Consider the following 18,669-nt stretch of genomic DNA (forward strand, 5'->3'; position numbering starts at 1 on the left):
CGGTTTTCAGAGTGACGATACTGCATCTTCTCCGCAAGCGGGAGGCGGAACCATCTCTAATGCCGGGACTTTGAGACCAAAGCAAAAGGAGGCCGACATGACACCGACCCCCAACATCACAGATTTCCTGAGTTCGGACCATATTTCCGAACGCACCCGAGCCATTCTCCAGCAGCGGGCCACACCGGTTCCCGAGGATTATGCCCCAGGGCAACTGTCTCCCGAAAGCTTCCGGATTTTACGGAGCGTCACAAATGACCTCCTCCCACAAGAAACAGTACTGGGTACACAGGCTCTCGATCTCGCAGCACGCATCGACATGTCATTGGCAGGCAAGCGAGACGGCTGGCGTTATGCTGAGCTTCCATCTGATATTCAGGCCTGGGAAGCAGGTCTTCTGACCATCACCGATCTGGCTTTCACCCAACACGGCTCTTCATACCCGGACCTGACACCCGAACAGCGTGGCACTCTTCTTGATGATGTGACGAAAGGGCTAGCGGGAATAGATCAGGCAAACCGCCTCAATGCCCCTCAGATGAAGCTCTGGACCAGCGATCTACGCGCTGAAACAGTGGCATGTTTCATGTCACATCCTGCTGTTCAGTGCGCGTTGGGTATTTCCTCCTCCATGACCGGTGGAGACAATGTGTTCCAGGGCTTTGCAAATGTGACACCAGACAGCAAAGAAGCCTTTGAACCCGAGGCCATCGTTGCGGAGGCCCGTGTATGAATATGGAAACAGCAATGCGTCATTACGCGAATACCGACTGCGTGGATGTCGTCGTGGTCGGAGCTGGCGCTGGTGGCTCTCCGTTGGCAGCCGAACTCGCCAGACATGGCAAAAGCGTTGTCGTTCTTGAAGCAGGCCCGCGCTTTCGGCCAGAGGGCCATACGCCGGACGAACCAGTCGCCAATGAGCTTTACTGGCTAAACGAGCGCCTCTCCGGAGGGGAATCACCACAGGCTTTCGGCGGCAACAACAGCGGCACCGGGCTTGGTGGCTCTTTGCTGCACTACGGCGCCTTCATGCCACGCATCGATGCCCGTGATTTTTATCTGCATCGCGAGACGGGAAAAGGCTTTGACTGGCCCTTCGGACTGGAAACGCTTCTTCCTTATATAGAGCGCGTAGAATCTTTCATCGGGGTCTCTGGCCCCGCGCAATACCCTTGGGATGCAAAGCGCCGCTACGCTTATGCTCCTCCTCCCGCCAACTCCGCGGCCCTACGGATGCGCGAAGGGTGCGAAGCCGTAGGCCTAAAACATGCGGACGGACCGGCTGCCGTCATTACACGCGATATCGAACAGCCCCATTTCGGCACCAGACATGCCTGCGCAAACTGTGGCGCGTGCCATCAGGGCTGCCGGAACGGAGCCAAATCGGGCACCGACAACACTTGGCTGCCCATGGCCGTGGCTTATGGTGCAGAGCTTCGCGATGGCTGCTTCGTCCACGACATCGAGCGTGATCAAGCTGGCCGCATCATTGCCGTGGTCTATCTGCGGGATGGCAAGCAACATCGCCAACGCTGTGCTGCCCTTGTCCTCGCAGCGGGAGCTGTCGAGACACCCCGCCTGCTGCTCCATACCGGCCTGGCGAACAGTTCGGGTCAGGTTGGCGAAAACTACATGACCCATGTTTCGACGCAGGTTTGGGGAACATTTGATCAGGATATGCGCCCCAACCGCGGCTATCCATCGCTTACAATCACGGAAGATCTTGTGCGTCCCAAGGATGCAGATTTCGTTGGGGGTTATCTTGTTCAGTCCCTGGGTATGATGCCCGTAACATGGGGCCTGAACATGGTACGCGGCACCACCATTCGTGGTCAGAGCCTGACCGACGCCCTTTCACGCTACAATCGCAGCGCTGGCATCGGGATCAACGGTGAATGCCTGCCACGCCCGGAAAACCGTGTCAGTCTTTCGGATGAGACAGATGCAACAGGGATGCGCAAACCCCGGATCGATCATTCATACGGACCTAATGAGCTGGCAATGCACAACCATGCAGCCCGAACGCTCTCGGATATCTGGAAAGCTGCAGGCGCGCAGGACATCCGCGTGATCGACCGCGCAGCTCATATGAGTGGCACATGCCGCATGGGCACCGATGGCAGTTCATGTGTTGTCGATCCGGTGGGAAGAAGCTTCGATATCGAAAACCTCTGGATCTGTGACCACTCGGTCTTCCCCAGCGCAACCGCGGCAAACCCTGCGCTGGCAATCATGGCACTTTCTTTGCGCACGGCAGAAGCCATGCTGGCAGCGTAATTCCTGCGAAGAACCGGCCTTTACAAGGGAAAACTTGACACCGGATCAGGCACTCAGGTAATCGGACAGAGACTTCCTGGTGGTGTTCCATCGCCGGGGCTCCCCTCCCAACCGGATGACGCCTGCTTCCGGTGTCGGGCTTTACCACCTCGAAAAGCCTGACATCCGAAGCCTCCGCTTCTGGCTTCTGTCATTAACAGACCGGCGCATCCTCCCGTATCAGGTCTCGCCCCCTGCGGCACATCAAGGCGCGTATTTCATGCATCTCGCCGAACTGAAGAAGAAGTCTCCCGCCGATCTGCTCGATTATGCAGAAGAGCTGGAGATCGAAAATGCTTCGTCCATGCGCAAGCAGGACATCATGTTCGCTATCCTCAAATCCCTTGCCGAGCGCGATCAGGCGATCTACGGCGAGGGTACACTCGAAATCCTGTCAGACGGCTTCGGCTTCCTGAGAAGCCCGGAAGCCAATTATCTTCCTGGCCCGGATGACATCTACATTTCCCCGACCCAGGTGCGCCGCTTTGGCCTGCGCCCGGGCGATACGGTGGAAGGCCAGATCCGCGCACCGCGCGATGGCGAGCGTTATTTTGCGCTGCTGAAGGTCAACACCATCAACTTCGAAGCGCCGGAAACCGTCCGGACACGGATCAACTTCGACAATCTCACGCCGCTCTACCCAGAGCGTCGCCTGAAAATGGAAGTTGAACAAAAAGAAGCCCCTGCCCCAGTCTCCGGCCGTGGAAAGAAGGATCAGCGCGACTATACACCGCGCGTAATCGATCTTGTTTCCCCGATCGGCATGGGACAGCGCGCGCTCATCGTGGCACCTCCGCGCACCGGTAAGACCGTAATGCTCCAGAGCATTGCAGCCTCCATTTCCGCCAATCATCCTGAAGTGTTCCTGATCGTCCTGCTGATCGACGAGCGCCCGGAAGAAGTGACGGACATGGCGCGCTCGGTCCGTGGTGAAGTCGTTTCCTCCACCTTTGACGAGCCGGCAACCCGCCACGTCCAGGTTACGGAAATGGTTCTCGAAAAAGCCAAGCGCCTGGTCGAGCACAAGCGCGACGTCGTGATCCTTCTGGATTCCATCACGCGTCTTGCACGTGCTTACAACACCGTTGTGCCGTCATCGGGCAAGGTGCTGACCGGTGGTGTGGATGCCAATGCCCTGCAGCGCCCGAAGCGCTTCTTCGGTGCAGCACGAAACATCGAAGAAGGCGGTTCCCTCACGATCATTGCAACAGCGCTGATCGACACGGGCTCTCGCATGGACGAAGTCATCTTCGAAGAATTCAAGGGTACCGGTAACTCGGAACTCATCCTGGACCGCAAGCTCGCCGACAAGCGCACCTTCCCTGCCATCGACATCACCAAGTCGGGCACGCGAAAGGAAGAGCTTCTGGTCGACCGCTCCGAGCTTTCCAAGATGTGGGTACTGCGTCGTATCCTCGCGCCAATGGGCACTATGGATGCGATGGACTTCCTGCTGGACAAGCTCAAATACAGCAAGTCCAATCAGGATTTCTTCGACGCTATGAACAACTGACGGACCTGTCCGCCAGAAAGCGTTACGGATCAGGGGGGCTTAGGCTCCCCTTTTTCATGTCTGCTTTATTCGCCGGTTTCCAACCCAAGCAGCATCGTCTTGTCATCAAGGCCACCTGCTCCGGAATATCCCCCAAGATGACTAGTACCGACCACACGATGACAGGGGATAAGGATAGGAATCGGATTGGCGCCCGCTGCTCCCCCTACAGACCGAGGAGAGCCACCGGCAAGAGCTGCAACCTGCGCATAACTCCTGGTTTCGCCATAAGGAATGCCCCTAAGTACTTCCCAAACGCGCAGACGGTATGAAGTCCCGTATGGCTCCATTGGAATCGTTCTGAAATCAACGGAATCACCGTCGAAATAGCGTTCAAGAAGATCTCTAACCTCGACAAGAAGAGGTGTTTCCTCCTGATCACGGCCCCACCCCCAGTCCAGAGCGACTATTTTGCCGTTATCCTCACTGATTGTGAGGGCACCAAGGGGGGAATGAAGAGAAATCTGAGGCATATCTCACGCTGCCCGAGCGCCGGAAAAGCGTCAATATCCCTTTGACGTCTCTAGGAATCCCGCATCAAGGCATGTTTGTGATGCATAATTGGTACAGTCGATATACCAAAAAAACATATGGGACCTATTTAGGACCCTTTTTGACACATTGTGTAATTCGTTGAGAAACTGCCGTTTTCATGTCAAGTATTAGTTAGATGCAAATGCGATCCATTATCATATAGATCCTAAATGTTTCGTAAGACCCCATCAAGGCATCTGTCATCTGTTCTGATCACGGAAACGTCAGAGACTGCGCCTTCAACAAGGAATAAAGAAGGGACATGAAGTTCTTGTGTTGCTGGAGTTTCAGCGACTTGTTTTCTGCCTTTGGGACCATGAGCAATCACGGTCATAACTGGACCAAACAAGTCTGATAACCAGTGACGGGAACAGTCTTTACAAAGAGGACAGCCGGATCATGGTTTCTGGTCTATTGGCGCCGATCAAGCATACGAGACAGCGCCTTCTTACCTGCGCCGCCGCCCTGGCGCTCTGTGCAGCGGCACCTGCCGCACTCGCGCAGGAAGATACGGGCTCTGCCATCGTCAACGCCGACCAACATCCAGGAGACTGGATGACGTATGGCCGGACCTATTCCGAGCAGCGTTTCAGCCCGCTCGACCAGATCAACAAGGACAATGTCGGCAAGCTAAAGCTCGCATGGCACTATGACCTGGATACGAACCGTGGCCAGGAAGGCACTCCGCTGATCGTCAATGGCGTCATGTATGCCACGACCAACTGGAGCAAAATGAAGGCGCTGGACGCAGCGACCGGCAAGCTGCTCTGGGCCTATGACCCAAAAGTTCCCGGCAACATCGCTGACCGCGGCTGCTGTGACACCGTCAACCGCGGTGCGGCATACTGGAACGGCAAAGTCTATTTCGGCACTTTTGACGGCCGCCTGATCGCCCTTGATGCCAAGACCGGCAAGCTGGTCTGGAGCGTCAACACGATCCCGCAGGACGCCTCCCTTGGTCACCAGAAATCCTATACGGTTGATGGCGCACCGCGCATCGCCAAGGGCCGCGTGATCATCGGAAACGGTGGTGCAGAATTCGGCGCACGTGGCTTTGTGTCTGCTTTCGATGCAGAAACAGGCAAGCTCGACTGGCGTTTCTTCACGGTTCCAAACGCCGAGAACAAGCCTGACGGCGCTGCTTCAGACAAAATCCTGATGTCCAAGGCTTACCAGACCTGGAGCAAGGGTGGCGCCTGGCGTAAGCAGGGCGGCGGCGGAACGGTCTGGGATTCTCTGATCTATGATCCCGTCTCTGACCTGATCTATCTTGGCGTCGGCAACGGCTCACCCTGGAACTACAAGTATCGTTCTGAGGGTAAGGGAGACAACTGGTTCCTTGGTAGCATTGTCGCCATCAAGCCGGAGACCGGCGAGTATGTGTGGCACTTCCAGGAAACCCCGATGGACCAGTGGGATTACACCTCTGTCCAGCAGATCATGACCATCGACATGCCGATCAATGGCCAGATGCGCCATGTGATCGTCCATGCTCCGAAAAACGGTTTCTTCTACATTCTGGATGCAAAGACGGGTGAATTCCTGTCCGGCAAGCCGTATGTTTACGAGAACTGGGCAAAGGGTCTGGACCCGCAGACGGGCCGCCCCAACTACAACCCAGACGCTCTGTGGACTCTGACAGGCAAGCCCTGGTACGGCATTCCCGGCGATCTTGGTGGCCATAACTTCGCTTCCATGGCCTACAGCCCGCAGACAAAGCTGGTCTATATCCCGGCTCAGCAGGTTCCTTTCGTTTACGATCCGCAGAAGGGTGGCTTCAAGGCTCACCACGATAGCTGGAACCTTGGTCTGGACATGAACAAGGTCGGCCTGCTGGACGACAACAAGCCCGAGGATAAGGCTGCGAAAGAGCAGTTCTTCCGTGACCTGAAGGGCTGGATTGTCGCGTGGGATCCTGCAAAGCAGCAGGCAGCTTTCCGCATTGATCACAAGGGCCCGTGGAACGGCGGCATCCTCGCCACTGGCGGCGGACTGCTTTTCCAGGGTCTCGCAAACGGCGATTTCCACGCCTACGACGCGACCAATGGCAACGACCTGTTCAGCTTCCCCGCACAGAGCGCCATCATTGCTCCTCCGGTGACCTACACGGCCAACGGCAAGCAGTATGTCGCGATGGAAGTGGGCTGGGGCGGCATCTATCCGTTCTTCCTTGGCGGTGCAGCACGCACATCCGGCTGGACTGTCAACCACTCGCGCATCATCGCCTTCGCGCTTGATGGCAACGACAAGCTTCCCCCGCAGAACGACAAGGGCTTCCTGCCCGTTAAGCCGCCTGCAAAATGGGATGAAGCGCGCACCAAGGATGGCTACTTCCAGTTCCAGACCTATTGCGCAGCATGCCATGGTGACAACAGCATGTCCGGTGGTGTTCTGCCAGATCTTCGCTGGTCCGGTGCGATCCATAACAAGGAGCGCTTCTACAATCTGGTCGGTCGCGGTGCTCTGACCGCTTACGGCATGGATCGCTTCGACACATCCATGACACCGGATCAGATCGAGGACATCCGCAACTTCATCGTCAAGCGTGCCAACGAAACCTTCGAAGACGAAGTGAAGGCCCGCGACAACCGCGAAGGCACCCCTGACAAACAGACGCTCGGCGTTCCCCAGGGTCCAACGCCAGCTCCCACCATTGGCCCGGTTTCAGCACCGGATCACCCATGATTCATGGTGAGGAGGGCTTGAGAGATGCTTACGGGATCAACACGCGACAGGCTGGTATGTAACATGAAACAGGGATGGAAATACGCGGCCGTAATTGGCCTCATGGCGGTGTCTTTCGGCGCCGCCCACGCCCAGGATGCTGACGAGGCCCTGATCAAGAAGGGCGAGTATATCTCCCGTCTGTCTGACTGCGTTGCCTGCCACACCGCACTGCACGGTCAGGCTTTTGCTGGTGGTCTGGAGATCAAGAGCCCGATCGGCACGATCTACTCCACCAACATCACGCCGGACCCGACCTACGGTATCGGCAAGTACACACTGCAGGACTTCACCAAGGCAGTTCGTCAGGGAATCCGCAAGGATGGCAGCACGGTCTATCCGGCTATGCCATACCCTGAGTTCGCACGCCTGTCCGACGAGGACATCAGCGCGCTTTACGCCTATTTCATGCACGGCGTGAAACCAGTCGCACGGCAGAACAAGCAGCCAGACATCAGCTGGCCGCTTTCCATGCGCTGGCCGCTGTCGATCTGGCGTTCAATGTTCGTGCCATCCGTCCCCAAGGGAAATGACCCGAGCATTCAGGACCCAGAAATTGCCCGCGGCGAATATCTCGTCAACGGCCCGGGCCATTGCGGCGAATGCCATACACCTCGCGGCTTCGGCATGCAGGTTAAGGCGTATGATGCCAAGGGCGGCCCGGTTTACCTCTCCGGCGGCGCACCGATCGACAACTGGATTGCTCCAAGCCTGCGCAGCAACAGCGATACAGGTCTGGGACGCTGGTCTGAAGACGATATCTTCTTCTTCCTGAAGACAGGCCGTATCGATCATTCCGCAGTATTCGGTGGAATGGCCGATGTGGTTGCTTACAGCACGCAACACTGGACGGATGACGACCTGCGCGCCACCGCGAAGTACCTGAAGAGCATGCCTGCTGTTCCGGAAGGCAAGAACCTTGGTCAGGACGATGGCCAGACCGTGGCTCTGCTGGAAAAGGGCGGTCAGGGCAACGCTGGTGCGGAAGTCTATCTGCACAACTGCGCCATCTGCCACATGAATGACGGCTCAGGCGTCAACCGTATGTTCCCACCACTGGCAGGAAACCCGGTTGTTCTGACTGACAACCCGACATCCCTCGCAAACGTCGTTGCGTTCGGTGGCATCCTGCCTCCAACCAACTGGGCACCGTCCGCAGTTGCCATGCCGGGCTTCAAGGATCACCTCTCTGACCAGCAGATGGCAGATGTCGTGAACTTTATGCGCAAGGCCTGGGGCAACAATGCACCGGGAACCGTGTCGGCTTCTGATATCAGTAAGCTGCGCACCACTGGCGCACCAGTTTCCACCGCAGGCTGGAACACATCGAGCCAGGGTTGGATGGCATACGTGCCGCAGCCATACGGTCATGGCTGGACCTTCTCTCCGCAGACTCACTCCGGCGTGGACAACGCCCAGTAAGTTACGCGACAGAGTTCTGGTTAAAAAAAGGGGGGGACCGGAAACGGTCCTCCTCTTTTTTTTGCGCAGGCCACCCGCTCTCAAACCGACAAAGGCAATCAAATGCCTCCCCCACAATCAGTAGAAGTTACTCTGCCGGTGCAAAAACAGCTTGAGGCGTACAACCTACGCGACATCGAAAACTTCATGCTGTGGTGGGCGGAGGATTGTCAGTATTACGCTTTCCCCTCAACCCTCTTGGCAGCAAATGCCACAGAGATACGCGCGCGCCATATCGAACGGTTCAAGGAGCCTAATCTGTTTGGGAAACTGCACACACGGACAGTGGTAGGCAACGTCGTTGTTGATCATGAAACTGTTCAGCGAAATTTCCCGGACGGCGCAGGACAAGTCGACGTGATCTGCATCTATGAGGTCCAAAATAGTAAGATCACGAAAGCATGGTTCAAAGTTGGTGAGCCGCGTCTCCATCAGCAGATCTCGCCATTGAAAATCTGATCAGCACGGAAGGAGATTTCGCCGCGCGCGCTCCTGCTCTACAGTGAAGCCATGACGTCTAATTCCTTATCGGGCTCCAGAGTTATCTTCGCACTGGCAACAGGTGCAGGTCGCGGCGCGATCGCAATTATGCGCGCGAGTGGCCCCGGCAGCTCAGAAATTCTGACGGCTCTGTGTGGCAGCCTCCCTGCCCCCCGTCGTGCAAGCCTTCGCGCCCTTAAACATGGTGGAGACATTCTGGATCACGCCGTAGCGCTCTGGTTTCCCGGCCCCAACTCCTACACGGGCGAAGACGGTTTCGAACTGCACCTCCATGCAGGACCCGCAATCATTTCCCGGGTCGCAGATGCTCTCCTTGATCTCGGCGCGCGCCCTGCCGAACCCGGTGAATTTACACGTCGTGCTGTTCAGAAGGGGCGGCTGGATCTGCTTCAGGCCGAAGCGATAGCTGATCTTGTCGAGGCAGAAACCGAGAGCCAGCGCAAGCAGGCACTCAAGCAGGCAGATGGCGCATTGAGCCGCCTTTATGATTCCTGGGCGCACAGGCTACGGCTGGTACTGGCGCATCAGGAAGCCCTGATCGACTTTCCAGACGAAGACCTCCCGGAGGAGATCGAGCACAGCCTGATCCGTGAATTTACGGCGCTCCACAACGAGATGAACGCACATCTACAGGATAATCGCGGCGAACTGATGCGTCAGGGCCTGACAGTTGTCATCGCAGGCTCTCCAAACGTCGGAAAATCCAGCCTTCTCAATGCCTTGTCGGGGCAAGACGCCGCAATTGTCACCCATCGTGCAGGCACAACCCGCGATGCCATCGCCGTGGATTGGGTTCTTAATGGCGTCAGGCTCCGATTGATCGACACAGCGGGGTTGCGTGAGACTGAAGACGAAATAGAGGCCGAAGGAATCCGGCGTGCACTGTTTCACGTGAAACAGGCAGACGTCGTGCTGCATCTCCTTGCGCCGGACGAAAGCGCCGCGTGCCTTTCGGCTGAAGAAATTCCTGTCCGAACCAAAATCGACATCGCGCCCGCCCCTGAAGGCATGCTAGGCATCAGCACCCTAACGGGAGACGGACTAACGGAGCTACGTCGGACGCTGACAGATCGTGTTGCTGCCCTGACGAGTGGCTCGGCAGCCCCTCCTCTCACCAGGGCTCGACACAGGGCAGGCATTCAAGAGGCCGTCATCCATCTGGAGCGGGCGCAGAATGCATCTTGGCCGGAACTGCGCGGCGAGGAGCTTCGCCTCTCCATGCAGGCTCTCGGTCGTCTGACAGGCCGGGTCGACATTGAATCCCTGCTCGACGCAATATTCGGGCAGTTCTGTATCGGGAAGTAGAGTTTGAGCGATTTTGACGTCATCGTGATTGGCGGAGGCCATGCCGGCTGCGAAGCTGCGGCTGCCTCTGCACGCTTCGGCGCCAGGACTTTATTGCTGACACACAGCATCGAGACAGTTGGCGTCATGTCCTGCAATCCCGCGATCGGGGGCATCGGAAAAGGTCATCTTGTGCGCGAAATCGATGCGCTTGATGGGCTTATGGGGAAAGCCGCTGACCGGGCGGGCATTCATTTCAAACTCCTCAACCGCTCCAAAGGCCCGGCCGTTCATGGCCCACGCGCTCAGGCAGACCGCTCACTCTACCGCACAGCGATTCAGGAACTTCTGGCTGAAACACCCAACCTGACACTCATGGCAGGCGCCGTCGGAGACCTGATCGAGAAAGATGGCCGCATTTGCGGTGCAATCTGCGAAGACGGACGAACTTTCACAGCAGGAGCGGTAGTCCTGACAAGTGGCACCTTTCTTCGTGGCGTCATACATGTCGGACACCAGCAGCAGGCCGCCGGGCGTATTGGCGAAGCACCGGCAACCAAACTGGGCGAACGTCTAGAAGCACTCAACCTGCAGATGGGCCGCCTGAAAACCGGCACCCCTGCCCGTCTGGAGCGCAGCACCATCGATTGGGATGCGCTTGCGGAAGATCGTGGTGACGACGTTCCTGAACCATTCAGCACACTCACCACATCCATCACAAACAATCAGACCTCCTGCAGAATTACGTCTACAACCCCCGAAACTCACCAGATCATCAACGAAAACCTCCATCTTTCTGCAATGTATGGTGGCGCGATCGCAGGGCGCGGCCCACGATATTGCCCATCCATTGAGGACAAGGTTGTGCGCTTCGCCGAGCGTTCATCCCATCAGGTCTTTCTGGAGCCTGAGGCACTCCCGGGTAACCCCGGCGGGAATCTGGTTTACCCTAACGGTATCAGCACAAGCCTTCCCGCCGATGTTCAGGCACTCATGATCGCCTCCATGCCGGGGCTGAAGAACGCCAGGATCGTGACGGCAGGCTATGCGGTCGAATATGATTACGTAGATCCACGTGAACTGCTGCCCTCTCTGGAACTGCGTAGCTTGCGAGGTCTGTATCTCGCCGGGCAGATCAACGGTACCACCGGCTACGAAGAAGCAGGCGCACAGGGTCTCCTCGCCGGGCTTAATGCAGCACGCTCGACCGCCGGGAACGATGCCATCATTTTTGATCGCAGTGAGGCCTATCTCGGCGTCATGATCGACGATCTGACTTTGCACGGCATCAGTGAACCATACCGCATGTTTACATCCCGCGCAGAGTATCGACTCAGTCTGCGCGCGGACAACGCCGACCTGCGCCTGACACCAAAAGGGGTGCTGGCTGGGTGCGTATTACCTGACCGCCAAAAGGCTTTTGATGCTCAGAAGCACGACATCGACGCAGCAATGGCCCGTGCAACAGAGACGACTTTCCTGCCGCAGGTTCTGCGCGACGCTGGATTTGAAGTCTCGCTTGATGGCCGTCGTCGCACGCTGCTTGATGTTTTGGCCACGAATGGCGACCGAGATCAGGCGGGTATTCTGGCGCCCTGGTTTGCTGAGTTACCCCTGCGTGTGAGGCGTCACGTTGAGACCGAGGCCCGTTACGGAGGCTACCTGCAACGGCAGGATCGCGAAATCCGGCAGCTTGCCAGCGAAAGCGCAATCGTTCTTCCGGAAAATCTGGACTACAGTGTGATCGGCGGCCTGAGCAGCGAGATGCGTGAGCGTCTTTCTCAGGCCAGACCACCAAGTTTTGCCGCAGCGCAACGTGTACGGGGCGTAAGCCCAGCTGCACTCGTCGCCCTGCTGGCACATGTAAGGACCCTTTGATGACCACCGTTTCACGTGAAACAAAAGCGCGGCTGGAGTGCTTTGCCGAGGTGCTCGCGCAGTGGAACGCGAAAATCAATCTCGTCAGCCCACGAGACATGCGCTTCATCTGGCCTCGCCACATTGATGATAGCCTTCAGCTCGTGCCCATGATCCCTGAAGGCGCAACCATCACCGACCTCGGGTCGGGGGGTGGATTTCCGGGGCTTATTCTGGCGATCGCCACCAGTAACCCCGTGACGCTGATCGAGTCAGATCAGCGTAAATGTGCTTTCCTTCGCGAAGCAGCGCGGCTGTGCGAGGCAAACGTCACTGTCATTCCCAAACGCATTGAGGCTGCAACTCCCGAGCCCGCCGATATCATCACGGCCCGCGCTCTTGCCCCACTCGAAAAACTTCTCGGCTGGGCGCGCCCTTTGCTCAAGGAAGATGGATTTTGTCTATTTCTTAAAGGAATAAAGGCACAGTCCGAGTTGACCGACGCAAGTCGCGACTGGCACATGACCCATAGTATTATTCCCAGCCGCACCGACCCCGGCGGAGCCATCATTAAGGTCAGTGATTTTAAGCGTGTCGTCTAATTCAGAATCCCCCATCACCCGGATCGTCGCAGTCACAAACCAGAAGGGTGGCGTCGGTAAAACGACGACGACCATCAATCTGGCTGCGTCTCTCGCACGTCGGAACAAGCGTGTGCTGCTCGTTGATCTCGACCCACAGGGCAATGCCTCCACTGGTCTGGGCATCGAATATGACCAGCGCAACGTGGGTACATACGCAGCCCTGATGCAGGAAGCCGCACCGGCAGACCTTCCCCAGGAAACGCAGTTCGAAAATCTCTCCATTATCACAGCGAATAACGAGCTTGCGGGTGCGGAGATCGAAATGATCGCGGACGAGCGCCGCGAATATCGTCTTCGGGATGCGCTACGGGCGCTGGAAGGTCAGTACGATATAATCCTGATCGACTGCCCACCCAGCCTCGGCCTGCTGACGCTGAACGCCCTCGTCGCCTCCGACAGTGTCCTGGTTCCACTCCAGTGCGAGTTCTTTGCACTTGAAGGCATAAGCCAGCTTGTGCGGACCATCGACCGCGTGCGACGCGCTTTCAACGCTGATCTGCATCTCGAAGGCATTATCCTTACGATGTATGATCGCCGCAACAATCTCTCGGAACTCGTAGCCCAGGATGCCAGAGGCTTCTTTGGGGAGCAGGTCTTCGAAACCATCATTCCCAGAAACATCCGCATCTCGGAAGCCCAGAGCCACGGCACGCCCGTGCTCGACTACGATGCGCGTTCCACGGGAGCCGCAGCATATCTTGCGCTGGCTGACGAACTGCTGACAAAAACGGGTAACGGGAAGAAGGCATAGCCGCAATGGCCAAGAAGGACATTTCTCCGCGTCTGGGCCGCGGCCTCGCCGCCCTGCTTGGAGATCAGGCGACGCATCTCGCGCGCACCACACGCGGGACAGGTCAGGTGCCACAACCTGCAACTCTCTCCATCGACGTCATGGAGCCCAGTCCGTTCCAACCACGTCAGGACATGGACCCCGAACGTCTGGCAGAACTCGCCGATTCCATTCGTTCACGCGGCGTGCTGCAACCCATTCTGGTACGGCCAGATCCACAAAATCCCGAGCGTTATCAGATCATTGCAGGTGAGCGCCGTTGGCGTGCGTCTCAGCTTGCGGGCCTGCATAGCGTGCCCGTTCACGTCCGTGCGCTTGATGATACTGACGCAATGGCAGCTGCACTGGTCGAAAACCTCCAGCGCGCAGACCTCAACCCGATCGAAGAGGCCGAAGGGCTTCAACGCCTTGTCACGGACTACACACTGACACAGGAAGAGCTTGCAGGCGCAGTCGGCAAGTCCCGCCCCCACATCACCAACACGATGCGGCTCCTCAATCTGCCCGCAGAGGTGCGTCAGCATGTCCGTAAAGGTGAACTGAGCGCAGGCCATGCCCGTGCGTTGCTTGCCTATCCTGATCCGGTTGCGGGTGCAAAAATCGTTCTGGAAAAGGGATTGAACGTCCGCCAGACGGAAGCCCTTGCAGCTGGAAAGGAAAAGAAAATTCTTCCAGCAACACGCAAGCAGGACCCGGAAATCGCACAGCTGGAGCGCGATCTTGCAACCCGTCTGGGGTTAAAAATTCAGATCTCTTTCGATGGAAAAGGGGGCTCACTGAAGATCGACTACCGCTCTCTGGAACAGTTCGAGAGCATCCTGCGCCTTCTAAAATCATAATAATACATTGATAATACTGGGTATTTTCATTTTCCTGAGAAAAATATCGTCCGGATTTGAAAATACCCCTTGCCAGCGTCGGCAACCCATTGCTAAAAGGCGCTCCACCGGAAGCCGGGTTATGGGCACATAGCTCAGTTGGTAGAGCAGCTGACTCTTAATCAGCGGGTCCAAGGTTCGAGCCCTTGTGTGCCCACCATACCCCGCTTCCGGTCTTTTTCCCTGATTTTATGAACGTTGAAATTCCTGATAAGCCTGCTCATTCACTTGAGCAAAATGCTGTATCTACGAGAATTTTCGACATATGAAAATTGATTGTGTTGCGACAGGCGACACCTGATGCGATCGAGCCATTACAGCCGGAACTTAAAAACATATCCGGTATCTGATACTGCGCTCCAATCATGAAATATCGCCCCCGATATTCGACGTTTCGAGCCTTCTCGAAGCCTTATCAAAAAAATGAATTGCTGATATCAAGCCAATAAATATTCAGCTTCCTCGCCATAATGAGTGAAAAAATGATCTCAACAGAAAAATATAAATCACATCATCCTTGGATTTATGTTTTTGCCATTAGTATCATTTTTTCATTTCCGTTATTTTTGGCAAACTCTTATTACATGGATGACAATGCGCGAGCTTTATATGGATATGCTTGGAGCCATAGCGGAAGAATTTTCTCAACAGTTCTAATGAACCTGCTCGACCTGAATATCAGAAATGTTTCCGATATTTCGCCACTTGGGCAGATACTTGGCCTATTGGCACTGTCATATTCAGCACTTTTCCTGACCAGACGCATAACCCGCCTAGAAGCTCCAGATCCGGTCTCGCTTTATCTATGCGGGCTTCCTCTGGCAGTCCAACCTTTCTTTCTCGAAAACCTCTCCTATAAATTCGATGCTTTACCCATGCTCCTTGGCCAGAGCTGTGCCGTCATGGCCGCAAGTCTTTTATGGGATGGCGCGCTGCTTCGAAAACTCGCTCTAGGCGTATTTTTTCTGTTCAGTGTTCTGTGTTTCTACCAACCTTGCCTAAACACGTTCCTGGCGCTCTGCGTGGTGGTCTTTGTAGCAGACTGTGCTCGCAACGATCTTCGCACAGCCTGGCGTACACTCAGTCTGGAGGCCTGTGCGTTCATCATTGCAGGCATCGCCTACCACTTCATTGTTGCGAAGCACTTCGTGCACGGAAGCTATGAAGGTGGCCACGCGGTCATGAGAGATATGCAAACACTTTCTCTGAGCAGCCTGATGGACAGTATTAGCGGCGGCACAGCTCTGCTGAACAGTCTTTTACATGCAGGCGCCAAGCCCCTGCTCTGCGCTTTTTATGCCTTGGGGAGTGTTTATGCCGTCAGAAAGGGTCTGGCCTGTATTCGGCAGAAGACATCCCTATCCATAGCCGCCGGACTGTTAGCTGCCCTGTCTCCAGTGATCCTGCTTCTTTTGCTGGCAGGGATCATGCTGCTCTTACAAAATCCAGTTTACGAGCCGCGGACTTTCACCGCCTTTTCCGCCTGCGTCATCTTCGCGAACCTACCTTTCATTTTCATGAAAGATCACAAGATTCGCCTCGTTGCGTTCCTGCCAATGCTCTATTTTTTCGTCATTTCCTACAGCTATGGAAATGCGTTGGCTGAAAAGAGCCGTTTTGAGAACGCTGGAATTACGCATCTTACGGAAATTCTGAACGATGCAGGCTTCAAAACCGGTGATGACCTGTTCATTTATGGAAACGAGCGCGAGGCTCCTGTTGTCCGCAATGCGATTACCATTTTCCCGATACTTGCAAAGCTCCTTCCCCGGCAGGGCCTGCATGACAATGATATTTTTGGATATGTCATGCTCCGCAAAAACGGCGCCGACAGCCGAGAACATTCATCCGCAGAATGGAATACGGCTCGGAAACTTCTTCAAAATACCAATATCGTGCGGAACACGCCGGACTTCACGCTTTATCGCACCGGCCGCATCTATTGCCTGACATTGCAGGGAAGTTGAGGGGCCCCTCCCCTCCTCTGCATGAACCTCACATCGCTGTCTGGCGGTTCATCGTCTTGCGCAACGGATAGAGCTTCACATTCTGTACTGTAGCGCCCGCGTTCGTAGCCTGCAGGCTTAAGGTATCAAGTGGGTTGGCCGGGAATACGAGTGCTGTTCCTACGGACATCCCGTCATTGGCAAAGATTTCCAGTGCGCAGGCGTCCAGCACAATGCGCAGAGAGAAACGACGGTTGTCTGCCGTAAGCGGCGTTGAGAACCGCTCCGTAAAGAAAGGTTGGGAAAAACCATTTAGGTCGCCCCGATCCAACCAAAGCTGGCTGGAAAAAGCATCAAACCCGATTGTCAGCGTCTCGCCCTGACTGTTGGAAAACGCCACGATAAATCGTCCCGCCCGACCCTGCACGCCGTCTGGCTGCGCGTTTGGACGTTCGTCAACCGTTACAGTCAGCGAAAATTCGATGGCTGTCGCAGGTGGAATGGCAACCTGAGCACCGCTTTGCGCCGCAATACGTCCAACCGGAAACGGAATTTCCGGCCCCCGCAAAGCCTCCAAACCTCTGGGGCGCTGAACCAGCCTCAACCACCCTGCCTCGTCATGCCTCAGGCTGATATCACGCGGCACAGTCATCAGACCGCGCCAGCTCCTGTTGGGGACTTCTTCGCAGTACTGCCAGTTTCCGAACCACGCGAAATAAGTCGCTGCACCATTGGGCATGTCATTATAGACCTGCATGGCATAGCTGTCTTTTGCGAAGTCCGTCAGACCAATAACGGTGTCTTCGGGCTGAAAGCGCTCACCATCAAAATCGCCAACAAAATACTGGGTTATGCTGCCGCCCTGGGGTCCACCAGGGTTCACCGATACAAACAAAACCCATCGCGTCCCGTTAGTACGATCCTCGACTTTGAGTTCGATCAGGTTCGGACACTCATAATCCACGCCAAACAAGCCGGCCGGCCCGAAATCACTCAGATGCATCCAGTGCATAAGATCGATCGAGCCATAAAACGCCACTTTGTGTTCACGGGCCTTGACCACAACCATGACCCATTTCTGACTCTGCTCATGCCAGAACACTTTTGGGTCACGGAAGGAATTTCGACCGATATCCAAAATGGGGTTATGGGCGTAATCCATAAAATGCTGGCCACCATCAGGGCTCCAGGCAATATACTGTGTCTGCTTTTGCGGGGTAGCGCGTGTATATATGGCTACCAGCCCACCAGGGATTGGCGGCGCAGCAGGTTTAACGGGCGCTGGAGGGACACTCTCAGACGCCTGAATATCTACTTTTTCCAAAGCTGACGAATTCGGCTCACCCAATACCGGCAAGGAATCAGGGCTCGGTGGCGCTAGCGGGGAGCGGTTTACAGGCTGTCCCGTACTCTGCATGGAGGTGGGGCCCGGCGCCTGATCTTTTGGAGGAGCGTCGGGTGCATCCAAACGTAACATCGGGGAGAGCGCGTCAACAGCGGCCTGGGTGGCACTGGGCGCAGACGATACTGCAGGCACATCTGCGGAAGGAAGAGATGTTTCCCCGGATCGTACTGCCGCCGCAGCTGTGCTGGGACGTTGCGGGAACAGCCCGGAGACGTTCTCGCGGTCCATCACCACACATCCACTATACGCCTCTCCCGCTGCCGTCTGATCAATGGCGATCGGCTGATCCTGCCAGCTATAAAGGTCTGTGCTGATAGCGTGCCCCCAATGCACACGACCGGCATAAGGCGCGGTGGGATCATACTGATAATACAGATGAAAATACTGCCCATCGAAAATCAGACCGTTCGGGTCGTTCATGAATCCCGCAACGGGAGAGAAATGGATGCTTGGGCGATAGAAATAATCGCTCTGCGTTTTGATGACAGGTCGCATATTCGCGCCAGGCTGATTGGCAGGCTCGGCATGCGAATTATTCGGCTGGTTACGCTTCTCGTTCGACGCAGGACCGGAGGGAGCCCCGGGTGCAACATCGGCCCTTGCTGTGCGGGCAGTGCCCACAAACGTACCCGCAGCAAGAAGGGAGGTCAGGGCCCTGCGGCGACCAAGGGAGAGCCTGTCTTCACGATCCGTCATGATGGCAGGATATACACACCTGACCCTCTTCGTAACCGCCGCAGACATTTTATGGCGTTACAAAGACTGGCAGCCGTTGCC

Annotated in this window: 14 protein-coding genes and 1 tRNA gene; 13 read left to right on the plus strand and 2 right to left on the minus strand. The window is 56.2% G+C overall.

Annotation, left to right across the window (positions count from 1 at the left end):
- The first annotated feature begins 97 nt into the window (after positions 1-97).
- From GWA01_RS11135 to rho, 3 genes are all read left to right on the plus strand, one after another.
- A complete protein-coding gene (locus tag GWA01_RS11135) occupies positions 98-733 on the plus strand; it encodes a gluconate 2-dehydrogenase subunit 3 family protein (RefSeq protein WP_146798013.1) in 636 nt (211 codons plus the stop codon).
- Entirely contained in the window at positions 730-2,277 is a 1,548-nt protein-coding gene (locus GWA01_RS11140) for a GMC family oxidoreductase (RefSeq protein WP_228118594.1), read from the plus strand. Before GWA01_RS11135 ends, GWA01_RS11140 begins: the two co-directional genes overlap by 4 nt.
- 259 nt (positions 2,278-2,536) lie before the next feature.
- Entirely contained in the window at positions 2,537-3,829 is a 1,293-nt protein-coding gene (rho, locus tag GWA01_RS11145; protein WP_146798238.1) for a transcription termination factor Rho, read from the plus strand.
- Between the two features lie 65 nt (positions 3,830-3,894).
- Here the strand turns inward: rho and GWA01_RS11150 are convergent, their stop codons facing one another.
- Positions 3,895-4,341: a methylated-DNA--[protein]-cysteine S-methyltransferase gene (locus GWA01_RS11150; RefSeq protein ID WP_146798015.1), complete on the minus strand. Its 447-nt coding sequence runs from the start codon at positions 4,339-4,341 to the stop codon at positions 3,895-3,897.
- A 460-nt stretch (positions 4,342-4,801) separates the two neighbouring features.
- Here GWA01_RS11150 and GWA01_RS11155 point away from each other — a divergent pair, with 460 nt between their 5' ends.
- From GWA01_RS11155 to GWA01_RS11200, 10 genes are all read left to right on the plus strand, one after another.
- Positions 4,802-7,087: a PQQ-dependent dehydrogenase, methanol/ethanol family gene (locus GWA01_RS11155; RefSeq protein ID WP_146798017.1), complete on the plus strand. Its 2,286-nt coding sequence runs from the start codon at positions 4,802-4,804 to the stop codon at positions 7,085-7,087.
- A 63-nt stretch (positions 7,088-7,150) separates the two neighbouring features.
- Positions 7,151-8,548 carry a cytochrome c gene (locus tag GWA01_RS11160; protein ID WP_228118595.1) on the plus strand — a complete coding sequence of 466 codons (1,398 nt, stop codon included), beginning with the start codon at positions 7,151-7,153 and terminating at the stop codon, positions 8,546-8,548.
- Between the two features lie 102 nt (positions 8,549-8,650).
- On the plus strand, positions 8,651-9,046 hold the full coding sequence (locus GWA01_RS11165) for a nuclear transport factor 2 family protein (protein WP_146798021.1): 396 nt from the start codon (positions 8,651-8,653) through the stop codon (positions 9,044-9,046).
- A 51-nt stretch (positions 9,047-9,097) separates the two neighbouring features.
- The gene (mnmE, locus tag GWA01_RS11170; protein ID WP_146798023.1) at positions 9,098-10,393 is read left to right on the plus strand and encodes a tRNA uridine-5-carboxymethylaminomethyl(34) synthesis GTPase MnmE; all 1,296 of its coding nucleotides are present in this window, start codon (positions 9,098-9,100) and stop codon (positions 10,391-10,393) included.
- A gap of 3 nt (positions 10,394-10,396) precedes the next feature.
- The gene (gene mnmG / locus GWA01_RS11175) at positions 10,397-12,250 is read left to right on the plus strand and encodes a tRNA uridine-5-carboxymethylaminomethyl(34) synthesis enzyme MnmG (protein WP_146798025.1); all 1,854 of its coding nucleotides are present in this window, start codon (positions 10,397-10,399) and stop codon (positions 12,248-12,250) included.
- Entirely contained in the window at positions 12,250-12,831 is a 582-nt protein-coding gene (rsmG, locus tag GWA01_RS11180; protein WP_146798027.1) for a 16S rRNA (guanine(527)-N(7))-methyltransferase RsmG, read from the plus strand. The genes mnmG and rsmG overlap by 1 nt, the downstream gene beginning before the upstream one ends.
- Positions 12,821-13,624, plus strand: a complete 804-nt coding sequence (locus tag GWA01_RS11185; RefSeq protein ID WP_146798029.1) for a ParA family protein — start codon at positions 12,821-12,823, stop codon at positions 13,622-13,624. The genes rsmG and GWA01_RS11185 overlap by 11 nt, the downstream gene beginning before the upstream one ends.
- Before the next feature lie 5 nt (positions 13,625-13,629).
- Positions 13,630-14,502 (plus strand): ParB/RepB/Spo0J family partition protein, encoded by an 873-nt coding sequence (locus GWA01_RS11190; protein WP_146798031.1) that lies wholly within the window; start codon positions 13,630-13,632, stop codon positions 14,500-14,502.
- Positions 14,503-14,625: 123 nt separating this feature from the next.
- Positions 14,626-14,701: transfer RNA gene (locus tag GWA01_RS11195), tRNA-Lys, on the plus strand.
- Between the two features lie 322 nt (positions 14,702-15,023).
- A complete protein-coding gene (locus GWA01_RS11200; protein WP_228118596.1) occupies positions 15,024-16,508 on the plus strand; it encodes a glucosyltransferase domain-containing protein in 1,485 nt (494 codons plus the stop codon).
- Positions 16,509-16,536: 28 nt separating this feature from the next.
- On the opposite strand, the gene GWA01_RS11205 is transcribed toward GWA01_RS11200, so the two are convergent.
- Positions 16,537-18,588: a glycoside hydrolase family 32 protein gene (locus tag GWA01_RS11205; protein WP_146798036.1), complete on the minus strand. Its 2,052-nt coding sequence runs from the start codon at positions 18,586-18,588 to the stop codon at positions 16,537-16,539.
- Between the last annotated feature and the right edge of the window lie 81 nt (positions 18,589-18,669).

The sequence above is a fragment of the Gluconobacter wancherniae NBRC 103581 genome (genome assembly GCF_007988885.1).
GTDB classification, from domain to species: domain Bacteria; phylum Pseudomonadota; class Alphaproteobacteria; order Acetobacterales; family Acetobacteraceae; genus Gluconobacter; species Gluconobacter wancherniae.